We start from the raw sequence: 19,088 nt of genomic DNA, 5'->3' as shown, positions 1-19,088 counted from the left end.
GACCGGTGCCCCCGCTGTCCAGTCACCGGATCCGCGCCGCGAACCTCGACCTTCACTGGCTCGAGGCTGGCGAGGGCCCCGTGGTGCTATTCGTGCACGGCTGGCCGACCAGCGCGCAGCTGTGGCGGAACATCTTGCCGGTCGTCGGCCAGACCCACCGGGCGATCGCCCTCGATCTGCCGGGGTTTGGGCGCTCGGACAAGCCGCTGGACCAGCGCTATGGGTTTCGCTTCTTCGAGGCCGCAATCGAGGGGTTCCTGGCGGCGATCGGCGTGGAGCGCCTGAGCCTGGTCGTCCACGATCTGGGCGGGCCGGTCGGGCTGTACTGGGCTTGCCGTCACCCCGAGCGGATCGACGCGCTCGCGCTGCTCAACACGCTGGTGTTCCCCAAGCCTTCGTGGGCGGTCGTGGCGTTCGTGGCGGCAACCTATGCCCCCGGTGTCCGTCGGTTCCTGGCGAGCCCGGCCGGTATCGCGGCGTCGATGCGACTGGGCGTGGTCAACCGCGAGCGGATCACCGACGAGGTCGCCCGCATGTATGGCGATCCCTTCGTTGAATGGGCCGCTGGAAAGGCGTTGCTGCGCACGGGCCAGGGGCTCGGTCCGGGTGGCATGCGCTTCATCGTCGAGACCCTGCCGAGCTTCGCCAACATTCCGGTTCGCATGATCTACGGCGAGAAAGATCGGATCTTGCCCGACGTCGCAACGACCATGGCCAAGGTCGGCGAGCTGCTGCCCCACGCGGAGATCACCGCGATCCCCAATTGTGGCCACTTCCTGCAAGAGGACCAGCCCGACGAGGTCGCGCGCCTGCTCAGCGAGTTCCTGATCACGGCGACCGGCGATCAGCACTAATTATTTTTCGTCGTGCATCAGCTTGCGCACGAACGGTGAGATGGCGATCAGCACCGCCCCGCAGATCATCGCATACAGAGTCAGCTGCTGGTATCCGTTTGTGTAGCCCTGCAACCGCTCGATCGCGGGCGCGTCGTCGGAGACGCTGGCCATGCCCGCGCCGAGCAAGCCCGCCAGATATTGACCATACGCGCTGGCCAGGAACCACAGCCCCATGATGATCCCAAACATCCGCTTGGGCGACAGCCGAGTCATCGCCGACAGCCCGATCGGCGACAGGCACAGCTCGCCGACCGTCGTGACCAGCCACGCCAGGCTGAACAGCGCCAGCGACGAGATCCCGTCGGAGTCGGCGTAGTAGATCAAGCTGTGGAACAGGTAGAACCCGCCACCGAGAAAGAAGAACCCCAGCCCAAATTTCACCACGGTGTTGGGCTCGGTCTTCTTCATCCACAGCCACAGCAGCCCCAGCAGCGGGCTCAGCACAATCACGAAGATCGAGTTCGCGGTGTTGTTGACCTCGATCGCGTCGACCCTGGCGCCCAGCACCTCGGTTGATTGGACGTGGTACTCGGCGACGATCGCCAGCGAGCCGCCGCTCTGCTCGAAGAACGCCCAGAAGAACACCGAGAACACGATGAACACCAGCGCGGCCATGAGCTTCTCCACCTCGACGCGGGTACACCCGCGCATGTCGTAGAGAAAGTACAGCAGCGCGGCCGGCCCGACCGTGTACATGAAGTAGTCCGTGTACTCGCTGTTGCTGACGAGCAGCAGGATCAGCGGGACCGACAGCAGCGAGCCCAAGTAGACGGCCAGGATCTTGTTGCGGGCCGAGGGGCTTGCGACCGCGCCCTCGGGGACCAGCGGCGAGAAGCCGAGCGGGCCGAGCGACTTGGCGGTGAGCCCAAAGATCAGCACGCCAGCGGTCATCGCCAGGCCCGCGCTGATGAACGCCCACTCCCAGCCGTACGCCTTGCCCAGATACACGCACAAGAAGCCCCCGAGCGCGGCGCCAACGTTGATCCCCGAGTAGAACAACCCAAAGCCGGCGTCGCGACGCGGGTCGCCGTCGTTGTAGAGCAGACCGACGATCCCGGAGATGTTGGGCTTGAAGAACCCGGTGCCGACGATCGAGATGCTGGTGCCGATATAGAACAGCTCGCGCGGCGCCGCGGCGACCGTGAAGCTGCCCACGATCATGAGCAGCCCGCCCCAGGTGATCGACTTGCGAAAGCCCAGGATCTTGTCGGCGAAGAACCCACCGACAAAGGTCATCGCGTACACGAACGCCTGGATCGCGCCGTACTGCAGGTTGGCGTCGGCCTTGGTCAGCGCCAGCTGCTGGATCATGAACACGGTCAGCACCCCGCGCATGCCGTAGAAGCAAAACCGCTCCCACATCTCGGACAGGAACAGCCACCAGAGCTGGCGCGGATACCTGCCCTTGAAGTCGCGGAGCGCGGCGAGTCGGGGATCCACAGCCGAGGGCTCGGACGTCATCGGCGAACTGTCGCCCGGGCGCCAGACGTCGGGCAAGCTGGGTTACCCGCCCGACTGACCGCTCGGATCCCCGCATGTGTCACGGTCGGGTCAGGGTCAATCCGGGGATCGATGAGTCGTTCATCGATCTGGTAACTTCCTCACCACCGATGCGCACGCTCCTCACCTGGTCCGACCGCGGCCGCGACGGCCCGGCGCCCGACCACCAAGGCCAGCGGCCGCGCAGTGATCGTGGTCCGCTGATGCGGCTGCTCGAGCACGGCGAGGGCTGGGATCGGGTGGTCGTGCTGTGTCTCGAGGACGGGGGCCGGGCTGCGGCCGGGTTGGTCCGCGAGCTCCGCGAGCTCGACCACGCCCCGGCGGTCGAGCTGCGGATCCTCGAGCTCGATGATCCCTCGGACCACGCCCAGCTGTTCACCGTGCTCGGCCCGACCGTCGCGCAGTTCCGCGGCGACTCTGGCAGCCTCGACGTGTGTCTCTCGGCCGGCACCCCGCAAATGCAGACCATGTGGGTGATCCTGGTCGCGGCCGGGCTGCTGCGGGCGCGGATGCTGCAGGTGATCCCGGCCGTGTTCGTGCCCGACCCGCACCCTCACCCGATCCGCGTGGTCCGGCTCGACATCGAGGGCTTCCCGGAGATCCGAGCGATGCGCGAGGAGCTCGGCCGGCTGCGGGCCGAGTCGCGCGCCCGCAGCGGATCGCTGGTCGGCGAGAGCGAGTCGATGCGCGTGTTCCTGCGCCGCCTCACCCACGTGGCCCGGGCCGACGTCCCGGTGTTGATCACGGGCGAGACCGGCACGGGCAAGGAGCTGGTGGCCCGGGCCATCCACGCCGCCAGCGACCGCGCCCGCGGGCCTCTGGTCGCCGAGAACTGCGGCTCGTTCTCCGAGGGTGTGCTCGCCAGCGAGCTGTTCGGGCATGAGCAGGGCGCGTTCTCGGGCGCGGCCCGGCGTCACCGCGGGCTGTTCGAACAGGCCGACGGCGGCACCTTGTTCCTCGACGAGATCGCCGAGACCAACCCGCGCGTGCAGGTGATGTTGCTGCGTGTGCTGCAAGAGGGCCGGCTGCGACGGGTCGGCGGCGAGTCGGAGATCGCCGTCGACGTGCGGGTGATCGCGGCCACCCACCGCGACGTCCCAGCCATGGTCGAGCGCCAGCAGTTCCGCGAGGATCTCTGGTACCGCCTGCGCGGCGCGACCCTCGAGCTCCCGCCGCTGCGCGAGCGCGGTCGCGATCTCGAGCTGCTGGTCGGCCACTTCGTCGCCGAGACCCAGGGCGACGGCGGCGAGCGGGCGTGGCCAACCGCGCAGGCGTGGGCGGCCCTGCGAGCCTATCGCTGGCCGGGCAACGTTCGGGAGCTGCGCGCCGAGATCGTCCGCTGGCGGGTGTTCTACCCGGACGAGGACACGATCAGCCTCGATATGCTGTCACCGGAGATCGCCGCGGCGCTGGGCCACACCGCGAACGTCCAGCAACCGGAGACCGTGCAGGCGCCCGGCGTCGACGAGCCTCCGCGGCCGCTGCTCGAGCAGCTTGGGGTCGTCGAGGCGCGCGCGCTGCAGGCCGCGCTGAGCTGGTCGTCGGGGAATTTGTCCAAGGCTGCGCGGGCGCTGGAGATCGATCGAAACACGCTCAAGGCCAAGCTCGCCCGCCACGGGCTGCGCTGACATGGACGCTGCATTGCCCATGCCCCTCCAGCGTCAGCGCCAACCACGTCCGGCCCCGCAGCTCACGGGTCCGAGATGATCACGCGCAGGCCCCTGCCACCCACGAGCACGTCCTCGACCCCGTCGGCGTTGAGATCGGCGACAATCACCGTCTCGAGGTTCGAGAAGTCGTCGAACCACACCAGCGTAGTATAGCTACAGAAGGTCCCGGGCTGGGCGACGCTGCCGAACAGCACCCCGACGTCACGACTGTCAGCGTTGGCGACGATGAGGTCAGCGGCGCCGTCGCTGTCGAGGTCGGTCGTCGCAACATCGATCGGCTTGTCACCGACCTCGACCACGAACGGAAAGTCGCTCAGCGAGCCACCGCCATCGCCAAACACGACCTGCACCGCGTCGCTGCCCTCGAGCACGGCGGCGACGTCGCGCCAGCCATCGCGGTCGAGATCGGTAGACACGAGCGCCGCGGGCTTGTCGAGCAGCGGGTAGTTCGCCTCGGCCAAGAACGTTCCGTCGCCCGCACCGCGCCGGACCGACAGCGACTTGTCGCTGTAATTGCTGACGATCAGATCGAGCTGCGCGTCGTGGTCGAGCTCGACGAGCGCGATGTCGTTGGGCTCGTCGCCCATGTCGTAGTCGATCGCTGCGTCGAGCAGACCCAGGCCCTCGGAGAACAAGGTCGAGATCGTGTCGTCGGAGTGGTTGGCGACGACGACGTCGAGCGGGTGTCCGCCGGTCAGCGGGGCGAGGACGACCGCGCGTGGTTGGTCCCCGACGGCGTAGGCCCGCAGCGGCCCGAAGCCGCCGTGGGTGTTCGAGACAAACACGAGCACCGCGTCGCCGGACTCGCGCGTGAGCACCAAATCGTCCACGAGATCGCCGTCCACGTCGCCCGCGGCGACGCCATGATAGTCGCTCTCGGGGACATCGAGCGACGACTGCAAGGGAAAGCTCCCCTCGCCATCACCGAATAACACGAACGCGGTGTCTTTCGCGGTGATCGCGATATCCGCTTTGCCGTCATCATTGAAGTCAGCAACCGCGAGCGCCTGGATATCCAGACCGTGAAGCAGCTTGATGCCAACGAAGCAGAACTCGCCAGGATCGACGTTGCCGTCGCTACAGCTGGGATCCTCATGGTGGTTGGGGCTGACGTCGGGGTCGGCGTCGGGACCATCATTGCCGCTCCCCTCATCGTCGTCGCCGTCGTCGCCGTCGTCGCCGTCGTCGCCGTCGCCCGCTTCATCTGAGCCGTACGCGGTCTCACTGTCGGCCTGTGACGGTCCCGTTGCCAGACTGTAATCTGGATTTGGTACATAGCATGCCCAAAGGATCATTGTGGCGAGGCTAATGACGGTCACTCTCACGGCCTGACTATAGCGCCTGTCCGCCAAAATCCACGGGTCGCGAACGAGCCCTTACCTCTCGCGGTGGAGAGTCGACCCGGCGCGGTCCCGCCCTAGAACATGTCTCGCCGGGCGATGACGGACGTTTCACGCAAGTTCGTAACGTGCCCGGCTCCCCGGAGGCGGCAAAATTGGCGCTCTAGCGCTCAGCCCCGTCGCCGATAGAGCGGCCGCGGATCTTCCGTGTTGCCCTGATAGCTGACCGAGAACGCGTCCAGGCAGCGCAGCCCGGTCTCGAGCGACTTGCCGCGAGCGAGCTCGAACGAGGTGTAGCCGCAGCGTCGCATATACGACAGCTGATCAGGCAGGACGTCGCCGAACGCTCGGAGCTCACCACGAAAGCCGTAGCGCTCACGCAGCAGCCGTGCCAATGAGTAGTGGCGCCCGTCAGTAAACTTTGTGACCGCAATTGCGACCAAAGCTCGATCCAGCACCCGCGCGGCAACTTGCTCTGGATCGGCGTCACCCGCGAGCCAGATCCCCCACGTGCCGAGCCTGTGCTCGAGCGCCGGCCGCTCCTGTTCGGCGCGCTCGAGCGAGACCAACACGGGGAGCGCGTTGAGGCTGGGAAACGGATCACCGTCGACGAGCCGCTGCCAGTGATCGATGACGATCTCGGGCTTGCCAGCGGCGCCGACGCGAATGATCCGGCGCGCGCCTGGGTGCAGCTCCGGGGCTTCAGGCGTGCTCGGGTTGGCCATAGAGTTGCTCCTTGAACGGCTCGAACCCGGCGCGGCGCACGTAGTCGAGGAAGCGCTCGTCGGCGGACTCGCGGTTGTTGACATAGGTCTGCAGCACGTTGGCCACGGCGTCGACGATCTCCGCGCTCGGCAGCGCCGGCCCCAGGATCTTGCCGATCGAGGCGTCGTCGCTGGGCGAGCCGCCCAGCATCAGCTGATAAAATTCCTCGCCCTGCTTGTCGATGCCCAGGATCCCAATGTTGCCGACGTGGTGGTGCCCGCAGGCGTTGATGCAGCCCGAGATGTTGAGGCTGATGTCGCCGAGATCGTGCAGATAGTCGAGATCCTCGATCCGCTCGCTGATCCGCGTGGCGATCGGGATCGAGCGCGCGTTGGCGAGGTTGCAGTAGTCCAGCCCCGGGCACGCGATGATGTCGGTGACCTTGCCAATGTTGGGCTCGGCCAGATCGAGCGCGCTGAGCCGGGCGTGGAGCTCGGGCAGGTGGCGGCTCTCGATGTCGGGTAGCACCAGGTTCTGCTCGTGGGCCACCACGATCCGGCCAAACCCGTAGGTGTCGGCCAGCTCGGCGACCAGCTCCATCTGCTCGGCCGTGGCGTCACCCGGAGGCTTGCCCTTGGCCTTGAGCGAGATCATCACGATCGAGTAGCCGGGTCGCTTGTGGGGGAGCACGTTGCTCGCCACAAAGCGCCCGAGCGCGCGGTCCTTGCTGAGCGCGAGCGACTGAACGAACAGATCACTGGGCTCGAGCGCCGCGTAGTCGGGATCGCTGAAGTCGGCGGCCACCCGATCGAATTCCTCAGGGGTCAGCTGCATCGCGCCGTCGCGGATCTGGGCCCACTCGGCCTCGACCTGCTCGCTGAACGCCTCGATGCCGAGCGCGCCAACTAAAATCTTGATCCGCGCCTTGAACTTGTTGTCGCGGCGACCGTAGCGGTTGTAGACGCGCAGGATCGCCTCGAGGTAGCTCAGCAGGTGCTCGCGGGGCAGGAACTCGCGGCAGACCTCGGCGATCCGCGGGGTCCGGCCGAGCCCGCCGCCAACGAGGACCTGAAACCCGTGTGGCTCGTCAGCGGTGCGACCTGGGACCGCGCGGACGCCAATGTCATGCACCCGCACGGCGGCGCGGTCGGCCGTCGGCGCGCCGGTGACCGCGATCTTGAACTTGCGGGGCAAGAACGCGAACTCGGGGTGCAGCGTGGACCACTGGCGAATGATCTCGCAGTAGACCCGCGGATCCACGAGCTCGTCACGCGCGACGCCAGCGAGGTGGTCCGACGTGGTGTTGCGAATGCAGTTGCCGCTGGTCTGGATCGCGTGCATCTGCACGGACGCGAGCTCGGCCAGCAGATCCGGCACGTCCTGCAGGCGCGGCCAGTTGTACTGGATGTTCTGCCTGGTCGAGAAGTGCCCGTAGCCGCGGTCGTAGGTGCGCGAGACCTCGGCGAGCTTGCGCAGTTGATCGCTCGACAGCAGCCCGTAAGGGATCGCCACACGCAACATATAAGCGTGCAGCTGCATGTACAGGCCGTTTTGCAGGCGCAGCGGCTTGAACTCGTCTTCGGTGATCTCGCCGCTGAGTCGGCGGGAGATCTGGTCGCGAAACTGCGCGACGCGCTGGTCGACGAGGACCTGATCGTAGTGGTCGTAGCGATACATCGTGGGTCTCGTCAGGCGCTGGCGGCTGCCGGTCGCGACGCGGGCGTGGTGCTCGAGAAGGGCGTCGAGACCAGCGAGATCGTCGGGCCCTCGGCGCGGATCTTCTCGCGGAGGCTGACCGGCGCGAGGTGGCCGAGCTCGGCGCGGCGGACCTCGATCCAGTACGGGTCGCAGACCTTTCGCTGCTGCGCCTTGGCGGCGTCGAGCAGCGACTGACGCTCGGCCTCGCTGGCGATCGGGTGACCCGCGCTCAGCTTGTGGGTCCAGCGGTTGTTGGTCTGGAGGTAGATCGGTGCGCCGCTCTCGGTCGCGCTGCCTGTGATGATCCAAAGCTTCATGGTTGGCTCCGTGGAGCGCGAAGCAAAGCACGCAAGTACTACGGCAATCCACGTGATAAATGGAGTTTGCCTGCGACTGAGCGCCATATACGTCACAAATCAACGTTTATGACGTAATTCAGCGCTTCTGAATACTACTGCCATATACCGTTAATAAGATGACGGGAAGCTCGCGCAGGTTCCGCTGGGGTGGTCTACGCTGGTGACCATGTCGCGTCGATCGATCCCCAGCGCCGCGCTCACCCTGGTCGGTGTGCTCGGGCTGGCGTGCGAACCAGCGGCGGGCGAGTCGTCGATCACTCCCGAGCAGCCGCCGGTCGCTGGCGCTCCCGTCGTCGCCCAGGTCTGCGGCGAGCAGGATGGTCAGTGGCGCTTCCGCATCCTTCACATCAACGACGTCTACCGGATCGAGGGCTTGCTCGACGGCCGCGGTGGCGTCGCGCGGATCCGAAGCCTGCGGACCCAGCTCGAGGCGGACTGCGACGCGGTCCTGGTGACCCACGCTGGCGACGCGCTGTTTCCCTCGCTGTTGTCCCGCAAGTACCTCGGCGAGCAGATGGTCGACGCGCTCAACCTGCTCGACGGCGACCCCGAGCGCCCTGACCCGCGCATGTTTGCGACCTTCGGCAACCACGAGTTCGACAAGGACAGCTGCGACGACGCGGGCACGCTCGCGGCCCGGGTCGAGCAGAGTCAGTTTTCCTGGCTGGCGACCAACGTGGTCTGGAAGCCCGAGGGCGAGTGCGCGACACCCAGCGACGCCCACGGACCCTGCCCGAGCCCGCCTGCGTCGCCGATCATCGATCCAGCCCGCGCCAACATCTTGCCGCACGAGCTGATCACGCTGGGCGGCTTGCAGGTGGGTCTGTACTCGCTGATGACCGACACCAAGCGGCCCGACTACGTCGCGTGCATCGACACCCGCTACATCGAGCGCTCGCACGAGACCGTCGCCATGTTGCGGTCACAGGGGGCGGACGTGGTGCTGGCTCTGACCCACCTCGACGCCCGGAACGACGCGTCGCTGCTCGCCGGGGACGGGCGCGAGGACTACGCGCGGCCCGACCTGGTGCTCGGCGGTCACGATCACACGGCGATGACTCGCGACGAGCACAACGTCGAGCTCGGCGGCGCGGGGCCGATCATCGAGGCTGCTCAGCCCGCGGTGATCAAAGGTGACGCGGACGCGGTCAAGGTTCGGGTGATCGAAGTCTCGATCACCGACAAGCGCCCCGGCGAGGCTCCGGACATGCGCTGGACCGCGAGCACCGTCGAGCTCGACGACAGCGTCGAGCCCGACCCGCAGCTCGCCGAGCGGGTCGCGGCCTGGCTGAGCAAGCACGAGCAGTGGTTTTGCCAGGCCACCACCCAGCCGCCCGGCTGCCTGACGGCCGAGCTGGTCGAGGCCGGGACCACGCTGGTGGCCGAGGAGAACGAGATCCGCATGTACGAGACCAACCTCGGCAGCTGGATCGCCGATCAGATGCTGCGCAGCTTCGCGGGCGAGGCCAACCCGCCCACGATCGCGCTGATCAACTCGGGCAGCCTGCGGCTCAACCAGACCATCTCAGCCGGGGCGTTCATCACTCAGCAGATCGTCGAGGAGCTGTTTGCGTACCGGACCGAGCTGACGGTGCTCGAGGTCAACGGCTACGCGCTGCGCAAGGCGATCGAGCGGTCCGTCGAGGGCTGGGAAGCGGGTGGCCACTGGCTGCAGCTGAGCGGGATCGCGTTTTACCACGCCAACCTGGCGGGGCGCAGCGAGGCTCGGAGCCCGTCGGTCATCAACGCCAACGGCGAGCTCACTTTGCTCGATGACAAGCAGCGCTATCGCGTGGTCGTGCCCACCTTCTTGGCCCAGGGCAACGACGGCTACTGGATGCTCAACCGCGAGCTGGTCGAGCAGCGGGCCAAGCGAGACGCCGACGCCAAGCGGGTCGAGGTCGTGACCAGGTATCCCGGCGCCGACGGAGCTGCGCCGGGTCCTGATCTCAAGACATTCGTGCTGGAACAGCTGCGCGAGCTCGACGGCCGCGGCGAGGCTCTGTCGCCGCAGCTGGCCGGGCGGATCTGTTCGGCGGACCGGCAGGCTGCCGGCCTCGCCTGCCTGGTCGCGGGCTGACTACTGCGGGTTGGGGTTGATCACGCCGGTCCCGGTCCCGCCCAGGTACGCGTAGCTGTCGGCGAAGTCGTACCCGACGACCACGACCGAGAAAGGCTGGGCGCCATCGAGGTAGTGCACGCCGTCGCTGGCCGGGACCCGGGCGACCTCATAGTCGAGGCCGACCGGCACCCACAGATCATCGTTGACCGCGACCCCGTCGACGGTGACCTCGGCGTCGGTCTCGCGCGTGAGCACCAGAAAGTCGTTGTCCCACAGGTCCGGGACCAGGACCACGTAGCGGGGCAGGAACTGCTCGACGGGGCTGAGCTGGACCATCGCTGGATCGCCGCTGTTGAGACCCACGAGGTTGCCCCAGCCGGTCATGAAATTGACGACCGCGATCGGCTTGTCGGCGCTGATGAAGAAGTCGCCTGGATCATCGATGTCGCCGCCCGCAAAGAACTGCAGCTTCGCGCCCTTGTCGAGCACGGCCGGGGTATTGGGGAGGCCGGTCACGGCGTCGGCGGCTTCAATGTTGATCGTGGTGTTGTCCTCGCTGGCGTAGATCATCCACAGTGAGGTCTCGACCGGGTCGTTCTGGCGGTTGGGGACCCGACTGGCCACGAAATTCTGGCCCCAGAGCTGCAGGCCGGCGATCTGATCCTCGAGGTGGTCGCACGCGACGATGTTGTTTGGGATCTGAACGCACTCGTGCCCAGAGAAGACCGCGACCGGGTGATCCTCGTCGCTCAGGATCCGCGTGCCGGTCATGTCGACGTCCTCGACCGCGGCCTTGACCTCGGCGACGTCACCCTCGTTGAGCCCGTTGATCATGAACGGGACGCCGTTGGTGCCAGCTGGGACTCCGCCCCCGCCTGCGGTGTTGGTGGTGGGGATCACCTGGACGTTGGTGCCGTCGTTGAGCGCGACGATCGTGACGTAGCCGTTGCCGAACCCGTCACCCCAGTGAATGGTCTCGTTGAAGTGATCCCAGGCGTGGGCCGGGTACAGCAGCGAGGCGTCGGAGGTGAACGATGACTGCAAGAGCGGGTTGAATTGATAGGCAATAATTGGCTCATCCGAGGTCACGCGATAGGCCCCGCCGACCAGGACACCGCTGGACTTGAGGCTCAGATCCGGGAGCGGGAAGACGTGGAGGTCGAGCGGCGCGACATTCTGCGGGCCCGCGACGACCTGCCAATTCCCGTTGACCTTGCGCTCGACGGTCACGCTCGCAACGTCCATTTCCTGAACGTTGGAGACGGCGATCGCATACTGATCACCGTTGCCAGCTGCGTGGGTGTCGAGGTCGACGCCGTAGAACAGACAGCCCACGGTCGTCGGGGTGATCTCTGCCTCCGCGCAGGTCCCGGGGATGTTGACCGGCGGGTCGCCGTCGCCGTCTCCGGTCGGGTCGCCGTCGCCGTCTCCGGTCGGGTCGCCGTCTCCGTCACCAGTCGGGTCGCCGTCGCCGTCTCCGTCACCAGTCGGGTCACCATCGCCATCGCCATCGCCATCGCCCGGGTCACCGTCGCCGTCGCCCGGGTCACCGTCGCCGTCGCCCGGATCACCGTCGCCAGTCGGATCACCATCGCCGTCGCCGGTCGAGATACCGCTGGTCTCGGGCACGTTGGTGTCGGTCCCGACTGCGTCATCGCCACACGCAGCAAGCCCGGCGAGCAGAAACGTGGACACTGTGAAGTGAGAAAAGCTGTAGCGCATTAGCCGAGAGTATCACCGAAGCTGCCCTCAGCCGGGCCGTGCTCGCTCTCACGGCCCGTTCAGGCCACCGGACGGCTTCGCGACGTCGATGTTGCACTCGCGCCCGCGAGTTTGTTGATATCAACCCATCATGCGCTGTCTCCCTTCGATCCTCACTTGCCTGACCCTGTGCACGACTGGACTCGCCTGCAATGACCCGATGGAGGCCGCGGACACCGGAGCGACCGGGACCACGGGGACCACGGGCGACGACGTCGTCACCGAAGACGGCGAGGCGAGCGGGGACATGGGTGACGGCGATGGCGATCCCGGTGATGGCGATGGCGACCCCGGTGATGGCGACGGCGACCCGGGCGATGGTGACGGCGACCCGACCGGTGACGGCGACGGCGACCCGACCGGTGATGGCGATGGTGATGGTGATGGTGACGGCGATCCCGACGCGATGGTGCGCTTCGTCGCGCTTGGTGACGCTGGCGAAGGCAACATGGGCCAGTACAACGTGGCCGCGGCCATGGAGATGGTCTGCGCCGAGCGGGGCGGCTGCGACTTCGCGGTCTACCTGGGCGACAACTTCTACAACGACGGCGTGGACTCGGTCGAAGACGAGCAGTTCATGACCAAGTTCGAGATGCCCTACGCGGACATCGACTTTCCATTTTATGTCGTCATGGGTAACCATGACTATGGCGAGCTCAGCTTCGTGTGGGACAAGCTGGAGTACGAGATCGAGTACACCAACTACAGTGACAAGTGGATCCTGCCGGCCAAGTGGTACTCGGTCTACGACTTCCCCAACGTCGACCTGTTCGCCATGGACACGACGCGGCTGATGTGGAACCACGAGACCGGCGCCCAGCAAGCCTGGCTAGACGCGGAGCTCGCAAACAGCGACGCGCCGTGGAAGATCGCGTTTGCGCACCACCCGTACTACTCGAACGGCGAGCACGGCAACGCTGGCAACTACGAGGGCTGGCCGTTCCCCCCGCAGCTGGCTGGGACCACGGTCAAGAAGGTCATTGACGAGTCGGTCTGTGACAAGGTCGACCTGGTCCTGAGCGGGCACGATCACAACCGAACGTGGAACCAGCTGACCTGTGGCGGTGGCGAGCGGACCACGTATTTCATTGTCTCGGGCGCGGGGTGCAAGAACACCGACTTCGCCCACCACGACGACAACCCGGTCCACTGGGAAGAGGACACTACCCCCGGGTTCTTGCTGGTCGAGGTCGAGCTCGAGAAGATCCACACCGCGTTCTACGACGAGACCGGCGCCCTGAACTTCGAGCGCGACATCGTCAAGTGACGGTCGAGGGCGCCCGCGAGCCAACCCGCGCTATGCTGGGCGGGCAATGACCTTCCCCGCTCCGTTCTACCGCTGGCGCCCCCACCCCTGGCACGGCCTCGAGCTCGGGCCGCAGGCGCCTCGCCTGGTCACGGCCTACATCGAGATTACGCCGTTCGACGCGGTCAAGTACGAGCTCGACAAGACCACGGGCTACCTACGCGTGGACCGACCGCAGCGTGGATCCGCGATGCCACCTGCCCTTTACGGGTTCATTCCCCGCACTTATTGCGGGGAGCGGACGGCCGCCCTGACCGAGGGCGAGGCGACCCGAGGCGACGCCGATCCCCTCGATATTTGTGTGCTCAGCGAGCGACCGATCATGCGCTCGGACATCATCTTGACCGCGAAGGTGCTCGGCGGGCTCCAGATGATCGACGACGACGAGGCCGACGACAAGATCGTCGCCGTGCTGCAGAACGATCCGGTGTGGGGTGAGTGCGAGGAGCTCGACGACTTGCCTGGCAACCTGGTCGAGCGACTGACCCACTACTTCTCGACCTATAAGCTGGTCCCCGAGGCGGACTCGCGGGCCCGGATCGCCCGGCGCTACGGGTTCGAGCACGCGGCGAAGGTGATCGCGGCCGCGGTCGATGACTACGCGGCGACCTACGGCGAGTAGTGGTGGTCGAGACTTCGCCTCGTGGGCTGCCGCGGTGATAGGCTGGACGCTCATGCGCACCTGGATCGCCGCCGCGTTTGTCCCGTTCATCGGTCTGGGCTGCGCTGGCCCGGCGCCGAGTTCGGGGGACGCTGGCTCTGGCTCTGGCTCTGGAGACGAGTCCGGGTCAGGCACCGAGTCGGGGGACGAGCTCGGCACCGACACCAGCTCGAGTGACGAGACCCAGGGTCCGGACGATCTGCCGCCACCCACGGATCTCCCGCCCGAGCTCGACGCGTGCGACCTGCTCGAGCAGCTGATCGACGCGGTCGCGGCTGCGCCCGACCCCGACGCGCGCCAGCAGCTGGCCGACAGCTTCGTGCGCGAGATGACCTACGGCGCGGACGGCTTCCCGATCGTCGCCGACACCCGCCTGTGCGTGTTCCACCAGGGCAGCGAAGGCCTGCCGCTGACGGTGACCGGCGACTTCGCCGAGTGGCAGGTGGATCTGCACCCGCTCATCGAAGCGGCCCCAGGTTTTTACTACGCCATGATCGAGCTGCCCGCGGCGCCGACTGGCCTCTACAAATTCGTGCATGATCAGACCGACTACTTCGCCGATCCGCTCGCGCGCCGATTTGGCTGGGATCAAATCGGTGAGTACTCGCAGATCGACGCGATCAGCGGACGCAGCCACCACGAGCGCTGGCCAGACTTCGACGAGGCGATCGGCGCGCTCGAGCCCCGGGATCTCACGGTCTGGATCCCGGCCGACGGCTTTGACGCGCCCGCGCTGCCGGTCCTGTACATGCACGACGGCCAGAACCTGTTCGCCCCCGACGCGCTGTTTGGCGGCTGGCAGGTCAGCGCGACCCTCGACCAGGCGGTGAACGACGGACAGCTCGCGCCCGTGATCGTCGTGGGCGTCGACAACACGGCCGCGCGGTTTGACGAGTATACTCAGGTCACCGACGTGATCGACGGCATGACCTTCGGCGGGCGGGCCGACGAGTACGCCGACTTCCTGGTCGACGGCGTCGTGCCCTTCATGGCCGAGCGCTACCCAGTCACCAAAGATCCAGCCTCGGTCGGTGTGATGGGCTCCTCGCTCGGGGGCTTGGTCAGCCTCTACATCGGTCTGCGTCACCCAGACGTGTTTGGCCAGGTCGGCTCGATGTCGGGGACGATCAGCTGGGGCACGATCGGCGCGGATCCACCCAATCCCACGATCATCAGCGAATACTCGAACGCCGCCCCGGTCGGCGCGCGGATCTATCTGGACAGCGGCGGCAGCGAGGGTGCGGGGTGTCCGGGCGATGGGTCCGACAACTACTGCGGCACCGTCGAGCTGGCCGACACCCTGCGCGGGCTCGGGTGGGTCGACGAGCAGGATCTATTTTATCGCTGGGATCCCGGCGCGCCCCACAATGAGGTCGCCTGGGCCAATCGACTGCTGCCCGCCCTGCTCGACTGGTTTCCAGGTTGAGTGTTCGACCCAGCCGCGCGGCGCGTCCTCCCCTTTATTCGCACCAACCTGCGCGGGCATGGTGATTGCAGACTCTGTCCGATTGCCATGAGCCATACCGATAAACGTCTAAGTACAATCAATTGGACTCCAGCCGCACTGCTCGCATGTTGTGTGCTCGCATCATGCAGGGGCGAAGATCCCAACCTCGCTGGCGTGACCCCGCCTGGCGAGGAGGCCGGCGCGATCACACAGCTCCTCAGCGCTGGCGCCGAGTTGTTTCAGGCCGATTCACCGATCGACCAGCTCAATATCCACCTGGTCGGTTTCCATCCAATGAAGGAGGATCCCTACCATCAAATGGACGTCCACCACTTTTGCCACCAGGTCAACGAAGACTTTGCCCAGTGCGCGCTGTGGGACGGCGACACGGCGCAGTCCAACCTCAACGGGATCGAGTACATCATCTCTGAGCGGCTGTTCGAGGGCCTGCCGGAGCAGGAGAAGCAATATTGGCATCCCCACAACTTCGAGATCCTCTCGGGTCAGCTGGTCGCGCCGGGACTGCCGCCGGCCGCCGACCTCGCGCTCATGCGTGGCAAGATGAACAGCTATGGCAAGACTTGGCACACCTGGCTCACCGGCGGCGGCACACGCCCCGGTGACGGGCTGCCGCTGGGTGAAGCCCGGCTCGCGTGGTCGTTCAACGCCGCAGGTGAGCTCGAGCCCGCGCTGCTCGAGGCGCGCGAGCGGATGCTCGACATCGACACCCAGCAAAGGCGGGTCGAGCGGAGCGAGCTGGTCGAGCTCGCGCATCCGCAGCGGGGTGTCGACGCGCTCGCGCAGTTCTTTCCGGATCGTCACAAACCCGAAGGGGTCGTCGACGACGGCGAAGCCACGCCGATCGAGATGGACCCGCAGGAACAGCCGTGAGATCGCCGGGATTCAGAGGTCGGCATGGACCGTGCTTGTTCCAGCATGCATGGGCGAGCACGACCAACCGAAACCCCCGTTTCCCAAGCAACACCTGGATCCGCCGGGCCTCGAGAGCGAGCTCGACCCCGAGCCCAACTGGCAGGCGCCGGACTATCGCGCCGCGGGCAAGCTCGAAGGCAAGCGCGCGCTGATCACAGGCGGCGACTCCGGCATCGGCCGGGCCGTCGCCTACCTGTTCGCGCGAGAGGGCGCCGACGTGGCCATCACCCACCTCGAGTCCGAAGCCTCCGACGCCGCGCGCGTGCGCGAGGCGATCGAGCGCTGCGATCAGTCAGCGCTGACGATCGTGCTGGATCAGCGCGACTACGCCGCCTGCGAGCAGGCCGTCGAGCAAGTCGTCGATCGCTTCGGCGGCCTCGACATCCTGGTCAACAACGCCGCGTTCCAGAACCACTGCGAGCTCGACGAGCTCGACCTCGAGCAGTGGCGCCAAACCTTCGAGACCAACATCTACGGCTACTTCCACATGACCAAGGCAGCCCTCCCCCACCTCGGCGAGGGCGCCGCAATCATCAACACCGGCTCGATCACCGGAATCGAAGGCAGCCGCGAACTCGTCGACTACGCCTCGACAAAAGCAGCCATCCACGCCTTCACCAAGTCACTCGCACAATCCCTGCTCCCACGAAAGATCCGAGTCAACTGTGTAGCCCCAGGCCCAGTCTGGACCCCCCTCAACCCCGCCGAGCGCGCCCCCGAAGACATCGTCAACTTCGGCGAGTCCCAACCAATCGGCCGCCCCGCCCAACCCGAAGAGATCGCCCCCGTCTACGTATACTTCGCCTCGAACGCCGACTCCAGCTACGTAACCGGCGAAGTCTTCACCCTACTCGGAGGCCAAACCCGAGGCTAGCAATTATTGAGGCTATAATTATTGAAGCTCCCCAAAGTGCCAAACCGCCGTAGAAGTATCAAGCCCCACCCAAGCGCAGATGCCCAGAAAGAGCCCCCTTCGAGGGGGCCAATCATGCCCCCGCACACAACCAGCCAAAAGGGAGCGAGCGAAGCGAGAGACCCCGAAGTGCCAAGTCGCTCGTGGGGGTCTCAAAAGAAGCTTCCGAGGGGGAGATCAGTCGCAACACCGAACAGCATCGCGCACATCTCCTCGAGGCTCGACTCGCCCACGTTGATCGTAATCGGCTCGCTCAGCCCCTGCTGCGCGAGCGCCTCGACCAAGGCCGGATTGTTCAGCGTGTTGTCGTAGGTGCAGCGCAGCTTGATCACGTCGCCGCCCTGGACCTTGGGCATCTGGCCGATCGGCGCGTCGACATCGTACAGGCGCTGCCAATTGAAGTCCCAGCGCGGGGTCTGCAGCCAGCACAGCTCTTGCCCGCCCCGCTCGATCCAGATCTTCATGTCGACGCCGACATAATGCATGTGCGTGCCGATCGTGAACACATCGACCGGGGGCAGGAGGTCTGGGACCTTGTAGGTGACCGTCTCGACGTGGTTCGAGACGTTCGGGGGGATCTGGAACACGGGCACGCCGTCGGGGTCGTTGGGTCCGGGGTCGACGCCGTTGCTGCTGAAGATCGCGCCAAGCACCCCCATGTAGCCGGTCAGCGCGGGCGCCTCTTCGGTCCAGCGCAGCGCGACGGCGCTCTGGTCGATCTCGTCGCCAGCTCCGGTCGGGTGGTAGTGGTAGGCCATGATGATCTTCGAGCCGACGGGCATCGGGAACCCGACGTCGGGCGGGGTCTCGGTCGGCACGCCGCCGGGGACCCACGTGCTGATCTGCGAGGTCCCATTCAAGGACACGAACCCACCGGGGCAGCTGAACTTGCCGTCCGCGTCGACCAGGTCGTCGGAGGCCGACTCGCTGTCGATGTAGGTCAGGACGTGGTGCACGACCTCCGCGTTGTCGGCGATGATCTGCACCCCGGTGACCCACACGTCGGTCTCGTTCCCGGGATCGACGACCATGCACACGAAGCTGTCCGAGGTGCCACCCACCGTGTACGGCGACGGGTTTTGCAGGACCACCGTGGTGTCGGCGAGCTCGAGGCTGGGCGGCTCGGGCAGGGGCACGGCCGCGTCTGGGTCGCCCTCGGGGGTCCCCGCGGTGACCCAGTCAGCGAGCAGCTGTCGCTGCGCGTCAGACAGGCGGACGTCGTCGAGCCAGGTGTGGTCCGGCTGGCACTCCTCGGTCTCGAGCGCCCCCCATGGCGGCATCACGCCATCGTTGACCGCCTCGCTCATGAGCCCAGCCCAGGGCGCCGCTTGCTCGTAGGTCTCGAGCGCGAACGGGGCGATCCCACCATCGTAGTGACAGCCGACGCAGGTGCCGTACACCAAGGGCGCGATGTCCTCGTGCCAGTTGGGTCGCAGCGCCTCGCCGTCTCCGTCGCCGTCGCCGTCGCCGTCACCGCTGGTCTCGGCCTGGGTGTCACCAGTGTCGGCGGGCATCGACTCCGCTCCGCCACACGCGAGCACAGGGACAGCCAACATGAAGCACGCGTATCGAGACTCAGCCCAACTGATCACGCGACCATTGAACCCGACTCTTCGATTCTGCGCAACGTGATTCCCCGCGCGAGCGCAGGAAATGGGCTCGCAGCCCCTCGCAGCGGAGGGTCCGTCCGGGGCTCAGTGTCGGAGAGCTGGAGCGCGTAGGCCGCTACACCACGAATCTTCTGCCTCAGCTCGCAATTGGGACCGCCACTACACGGCCAATCATCCTGGTCATCCTGCTCATCCTGCTCATCCCGGTCGGCAGCTACACACAGCCA

Annotated in this window: 15 protein-coding genes; 8 read left to right on the top strand and 7 right to left on the bottom strand. The window is 66.5% G+C overall.

Features of this window, described 5'->3' with window-relative positions; genetic code table 11:
- Nucleotides 1-5 precede the first annotated feature (5 nt).
- Nucleotides 6-854, top strand: a complete 849-nt coding sequence (locus ENSA7_RS09155; RefSeq protein WP_106088838.1) for an alpha/beta fold hydrolase — start codon at nt 6-8, stop codon at nt 852-854.
- On the opposite strand, the gene ENSA7_RS09150 is transcribed toward ENSA7_RS09155, so the two are convergent.
- A complete protein-coding gene (locus ENSA7_RS09150; protein ID WP_106088837.1) occupies nt 855-2,357 on the bottom strand; it encodes a peptide MFS transporter in 1,503 nt (500 codons plus the stop codon).
- Between the two features lie 149 nt (nt 2,358-2,506).
- Between ENSA7_RS09150 and ENSA7_RS09145 the strand changes: the two genes are divergently transcribed.
- Nucleotides 2,507-4,024: a sigma-54 interaction domain-containing protein gene (locus ENSA7_RS09145; RefSeq protein WP_106088836.1), complete on the top strand. Its 1,518-nt coding sequence runs from the start codon at nt 2,507-2,509 to the stop codon at nt 4,022-4,024.
- A 62-nt stretch (nt 4,025-4,086) separates the two neighbouring features.
- On the opposite strand, the gene ENSA7_RS09140 is transcribed toward ENSA7_RS09145, so the two are convergent.
- From ENSA7_RS09140 to ENSA7_RS09125, 4 genes are all read right to left on the bottom strand, one after another.
- A complete protein-coding gene (locus tag ENSA7_RS09140; protein ID WP_106088835.1) occupies nt 4,087-5,361 on the bottom strand; it encodes an FG-GAP repeat domain-containing protein in 1,275 nt (424 codons plus the stop codon).
- Nucleotides 5,362-5,576: 215 nt separating this feature from the next.
- Nucleotides 5,577-6,131, bottom strand: coding sequence for a DUF934 domain-containing protein (locus ENSA7_RS09135; protein WP_181233522.1), 555 nt, complete (start codon nt 6,129-6,131; stop codon nt 5,577-5,579).
- Nucleotides 6,109-7,788, bottom strand: a complete 1,680-nt coding sequence (locus ENSA7_RS09130; protein ID WP_106088833.1) for a nitrite/sulfite reductase — start codon at nt 7,786-7,788, stop codon at nt 6,109-6,111. The genes ENSA7_RS09135 and ENSA7_RS09130 overlap by 23 nt, the downstream gene beginning before the upstream one ends.
- 11 nt (nt 7,789-7,799) lie before the next feature.
- Nucleotides 7,800-8,126: a DUF2849 domain-containing protein gene (locus ENSA7_RS09125; RefSeq protein ID WP_181233520.1), complete on the bottom strand. Its 327-nt coding sequence runs from the start codon at nt 8,124-8,126 to the stop codon at nt 7,800-7,802.
- A 208-nt stretch (nt 8,127-8,334) separates the two neighbouring features.
- Here ENSA7_RS09125 and ENSA7_RS09120 point away from each other — a divergent pair, with 208 nt between their 5' ends.
- Complete coding sequence (locus tag ENSA7_RS09120) at nt 8,335-10,248, top strand: bifunctional metallophosphatase/5'-nucleotidase (protein WP_106088831.1); 1,914 nt, start codon at nt 8,335-8,337, stop codon at nt 10,246-10,248.
- Here the strand turns inward: ENSA7_RS09120 and ENSA7_RS09115 are convergent, their stop codons facing one another.
- Entirely contained in the window at nt 10,249-11,952 is a 1,704-nt protein-coding gene (locus ENSA7_RS09115; RefSeq protein WP_181233518.1) for an IgGFc-binding protein, read from the bottom strand.
- A 130-nt stretch (nt 11,953-12,082) separates the two neighbouring features.
- Between ENSA7_RS09115 and ENSA7_RS09105 the strand changes: the two genes are divergently transcribed.
- From ENSA7_RS09105 to ENSA7_RS09085, 5 genes are all read left to right on the top strand, one after another.
- Complete coding sequence (locus ENSA7_RS09105) at nt 12,083-13,258, top strand: metallophosphoesterase (protein WP_181233516.1); 1,176 nt, start codon at nt 12,083-12,085, stop codon at nt 13,256-13,258.
- 46 nt (nt 13,259-13,304) lie between these two features.
- Nucleotides 13,305-13,919, top strand: a complete 615-nt coding sequence (locus ENSA7_RS09100) for an inorganic pyrophosphatase (protein ID WP_106088828.1) — start codon at nt 13,305-13,307, stop codon at nt 13,917-13,919.
- A gap of 52 nt (nt 13,920-13,971) precedes the next feature.
- Nucleotides 13,972-15,384, top strand: coding sequence for an alpha/beta hydrolase (locus tag ENSA7_RS09095; RefSeq protein ID WP_106088827.1), 1,413 nt, complete (start codon nt 13,972-13,974; stop codon nt 15,382-15,384).
- 87 nt (nt 15,385-15,471) lie between these two features.
- A complete protein-coding gene (locus ENSA7_RS45010) occupies nt 15,472-16,296 on the top strand; it encodes an OBAP family protein (RefSeq protein WP_219907931.1) in 825 nt (274 codons plus the stop codon).
- A gap of 49 nt (nt 16,297-16,345) precedes the next feature.
- The gene (locus ENSA7_RS09085; RefSeq protein WP_219907930.1) at nt 16,346-17,212 is read left to right on the top strand and encodes an SDR family oxidoreductase; all 867 of its coding nucleotides are present in this window, start codon (nt 16,346-16,348) and stop codon (nt 17,210-17,212) included.
- A gap of 191 nt (nt 17,213-17,403) precedes the next feature.
- Here ENSA7_RS09085 and ENSA7_RS09080 read toward each other — a convergent pair whose 3' ends face one another.
- The gene (locus ENSA7_RS09080; RefSeq protein ID WP_146157501.1) at nt 17,404-18,807 is read right to left on the bottom strand and encodes a monooxygenase; all 1,404 of its coding nucleotides are present in this window, start codon (nt 18,805-18,807) and stop codon (nt 17,404-17,406) included.
- Nucleotides 18,808-19,088 lie beyond the last annotated feature (281 nt).

The sequence above is a fragment of the Enhygromyxa salina genome, from assembly GCF_002994635.1.
Classification (GTDB): Bacteria; Myxococcota_A; Polyangia; order Nannocystales; family Nannocystaceae; genus Plesiocystis; species Plesiocystis salina_B.
The sequence above is the reverse complement of the archived record's forward strand: the minus strand, read 5'-3'. Positions and strand labels throughout refer to the sequence as shown.

Coding starts and splice junctions, on each gene's coding strand:
- ENSA7_RS09150 (WP_106088837.1), bottom strand. CDS start 2,357: ATGACGTCCGAGCCCTCGGCTGTGGATCCCCGACTCGCCGCGCTCCGC.
- ENSA7_RS09145 (WP_106088836.1), top strand. CDS start 2,507: ATGCGCACGCTCCTCACCTGGTCCGACCGCGGCCGCGACGGCCCGGCG.
- ENSA7_RS09140 (WP_106088835.1), bottom strand. CDS start 5,361: ATGATCCTTTGGGCATGCTATGTACCAAATCCAGATTACAGTCTGGCA.
- ENSA7_RS09135 (WP_181233522.1), bottom strand. CDS start 6,131: ATGGCCAACCCGAGCACGCCTGAAGCCCCGGAGCTGCACCCAGGCGCG.
- ENSA7_RS09130 (WP_106088833.1), bottom strand. CDS start 7,788: ATGTATCGCTACGACCACTACGATCAGGTCCTCGTCGACCAGCGCGTC.
- ENSA7_RS09125 (WP_181233520.1), bottom strand. CDS start 8,126: ATGAAGCTTTGGATCATCACAGGCAGCGCGACCGAGAGCGGCGCACCG.
- ENSA7_RS09120 (WP_106088831.1), top strand. CDS start 8,335: ATGTCGCGTCGATCGATCCCCAGCGCCGCGCTCACCCTGGTCGGTGTG.
- ENSA7_RS09115 (WP_181233518.1), bottom strand. CDS start 11,952: ATGCGCTACAGCTTTTCTCACTTCACAGTGTCCACGTTTCTGCTCGCC.
- ENSA7_RS09105 (WP_181233516.1), top strand. CDS start 12,083: ATGCGCTGTCTCCCTTCGATCCTCACTTGCCTGACCCTGTGCACGACT.
- ENSA7_RS09100 (WP_106088828.1), top strand. CDS start 13,305: ATGACCTTCCCCGCTCCGTTCTACCGCTGGCGCCCCCACCCCTGGCAC.
- ENSA7_RS09095 (WP_106088827.1), top strand. CDS start 13,972: ATGCGCACCTGGATCGCCGCCGCGTTTGTCCCGTTCATCGGTCTGGGC.
- ENSA7_RS45010 (WP_219907931.1), top strand. CDS start 15,472: ATGAGCCATACCGATAAACGTCTAAGTACAATCAATTGGACTCCAGCC.
- ENSA7_RS09085 (WP_219907930.1), top strand. CDS start 16,346: ATGGGCGAGCACGACCAACCGAAACCCCCGTTTCCCAAGCAACACCTG.
- ENSA7_RS09080 (WP_146157501.1), bottom strand. CDS start 18,807: ATGTTGGCTGTCCCTGTGCTCGCGTGTGGCGGAGCGGAGTCGATGCCC.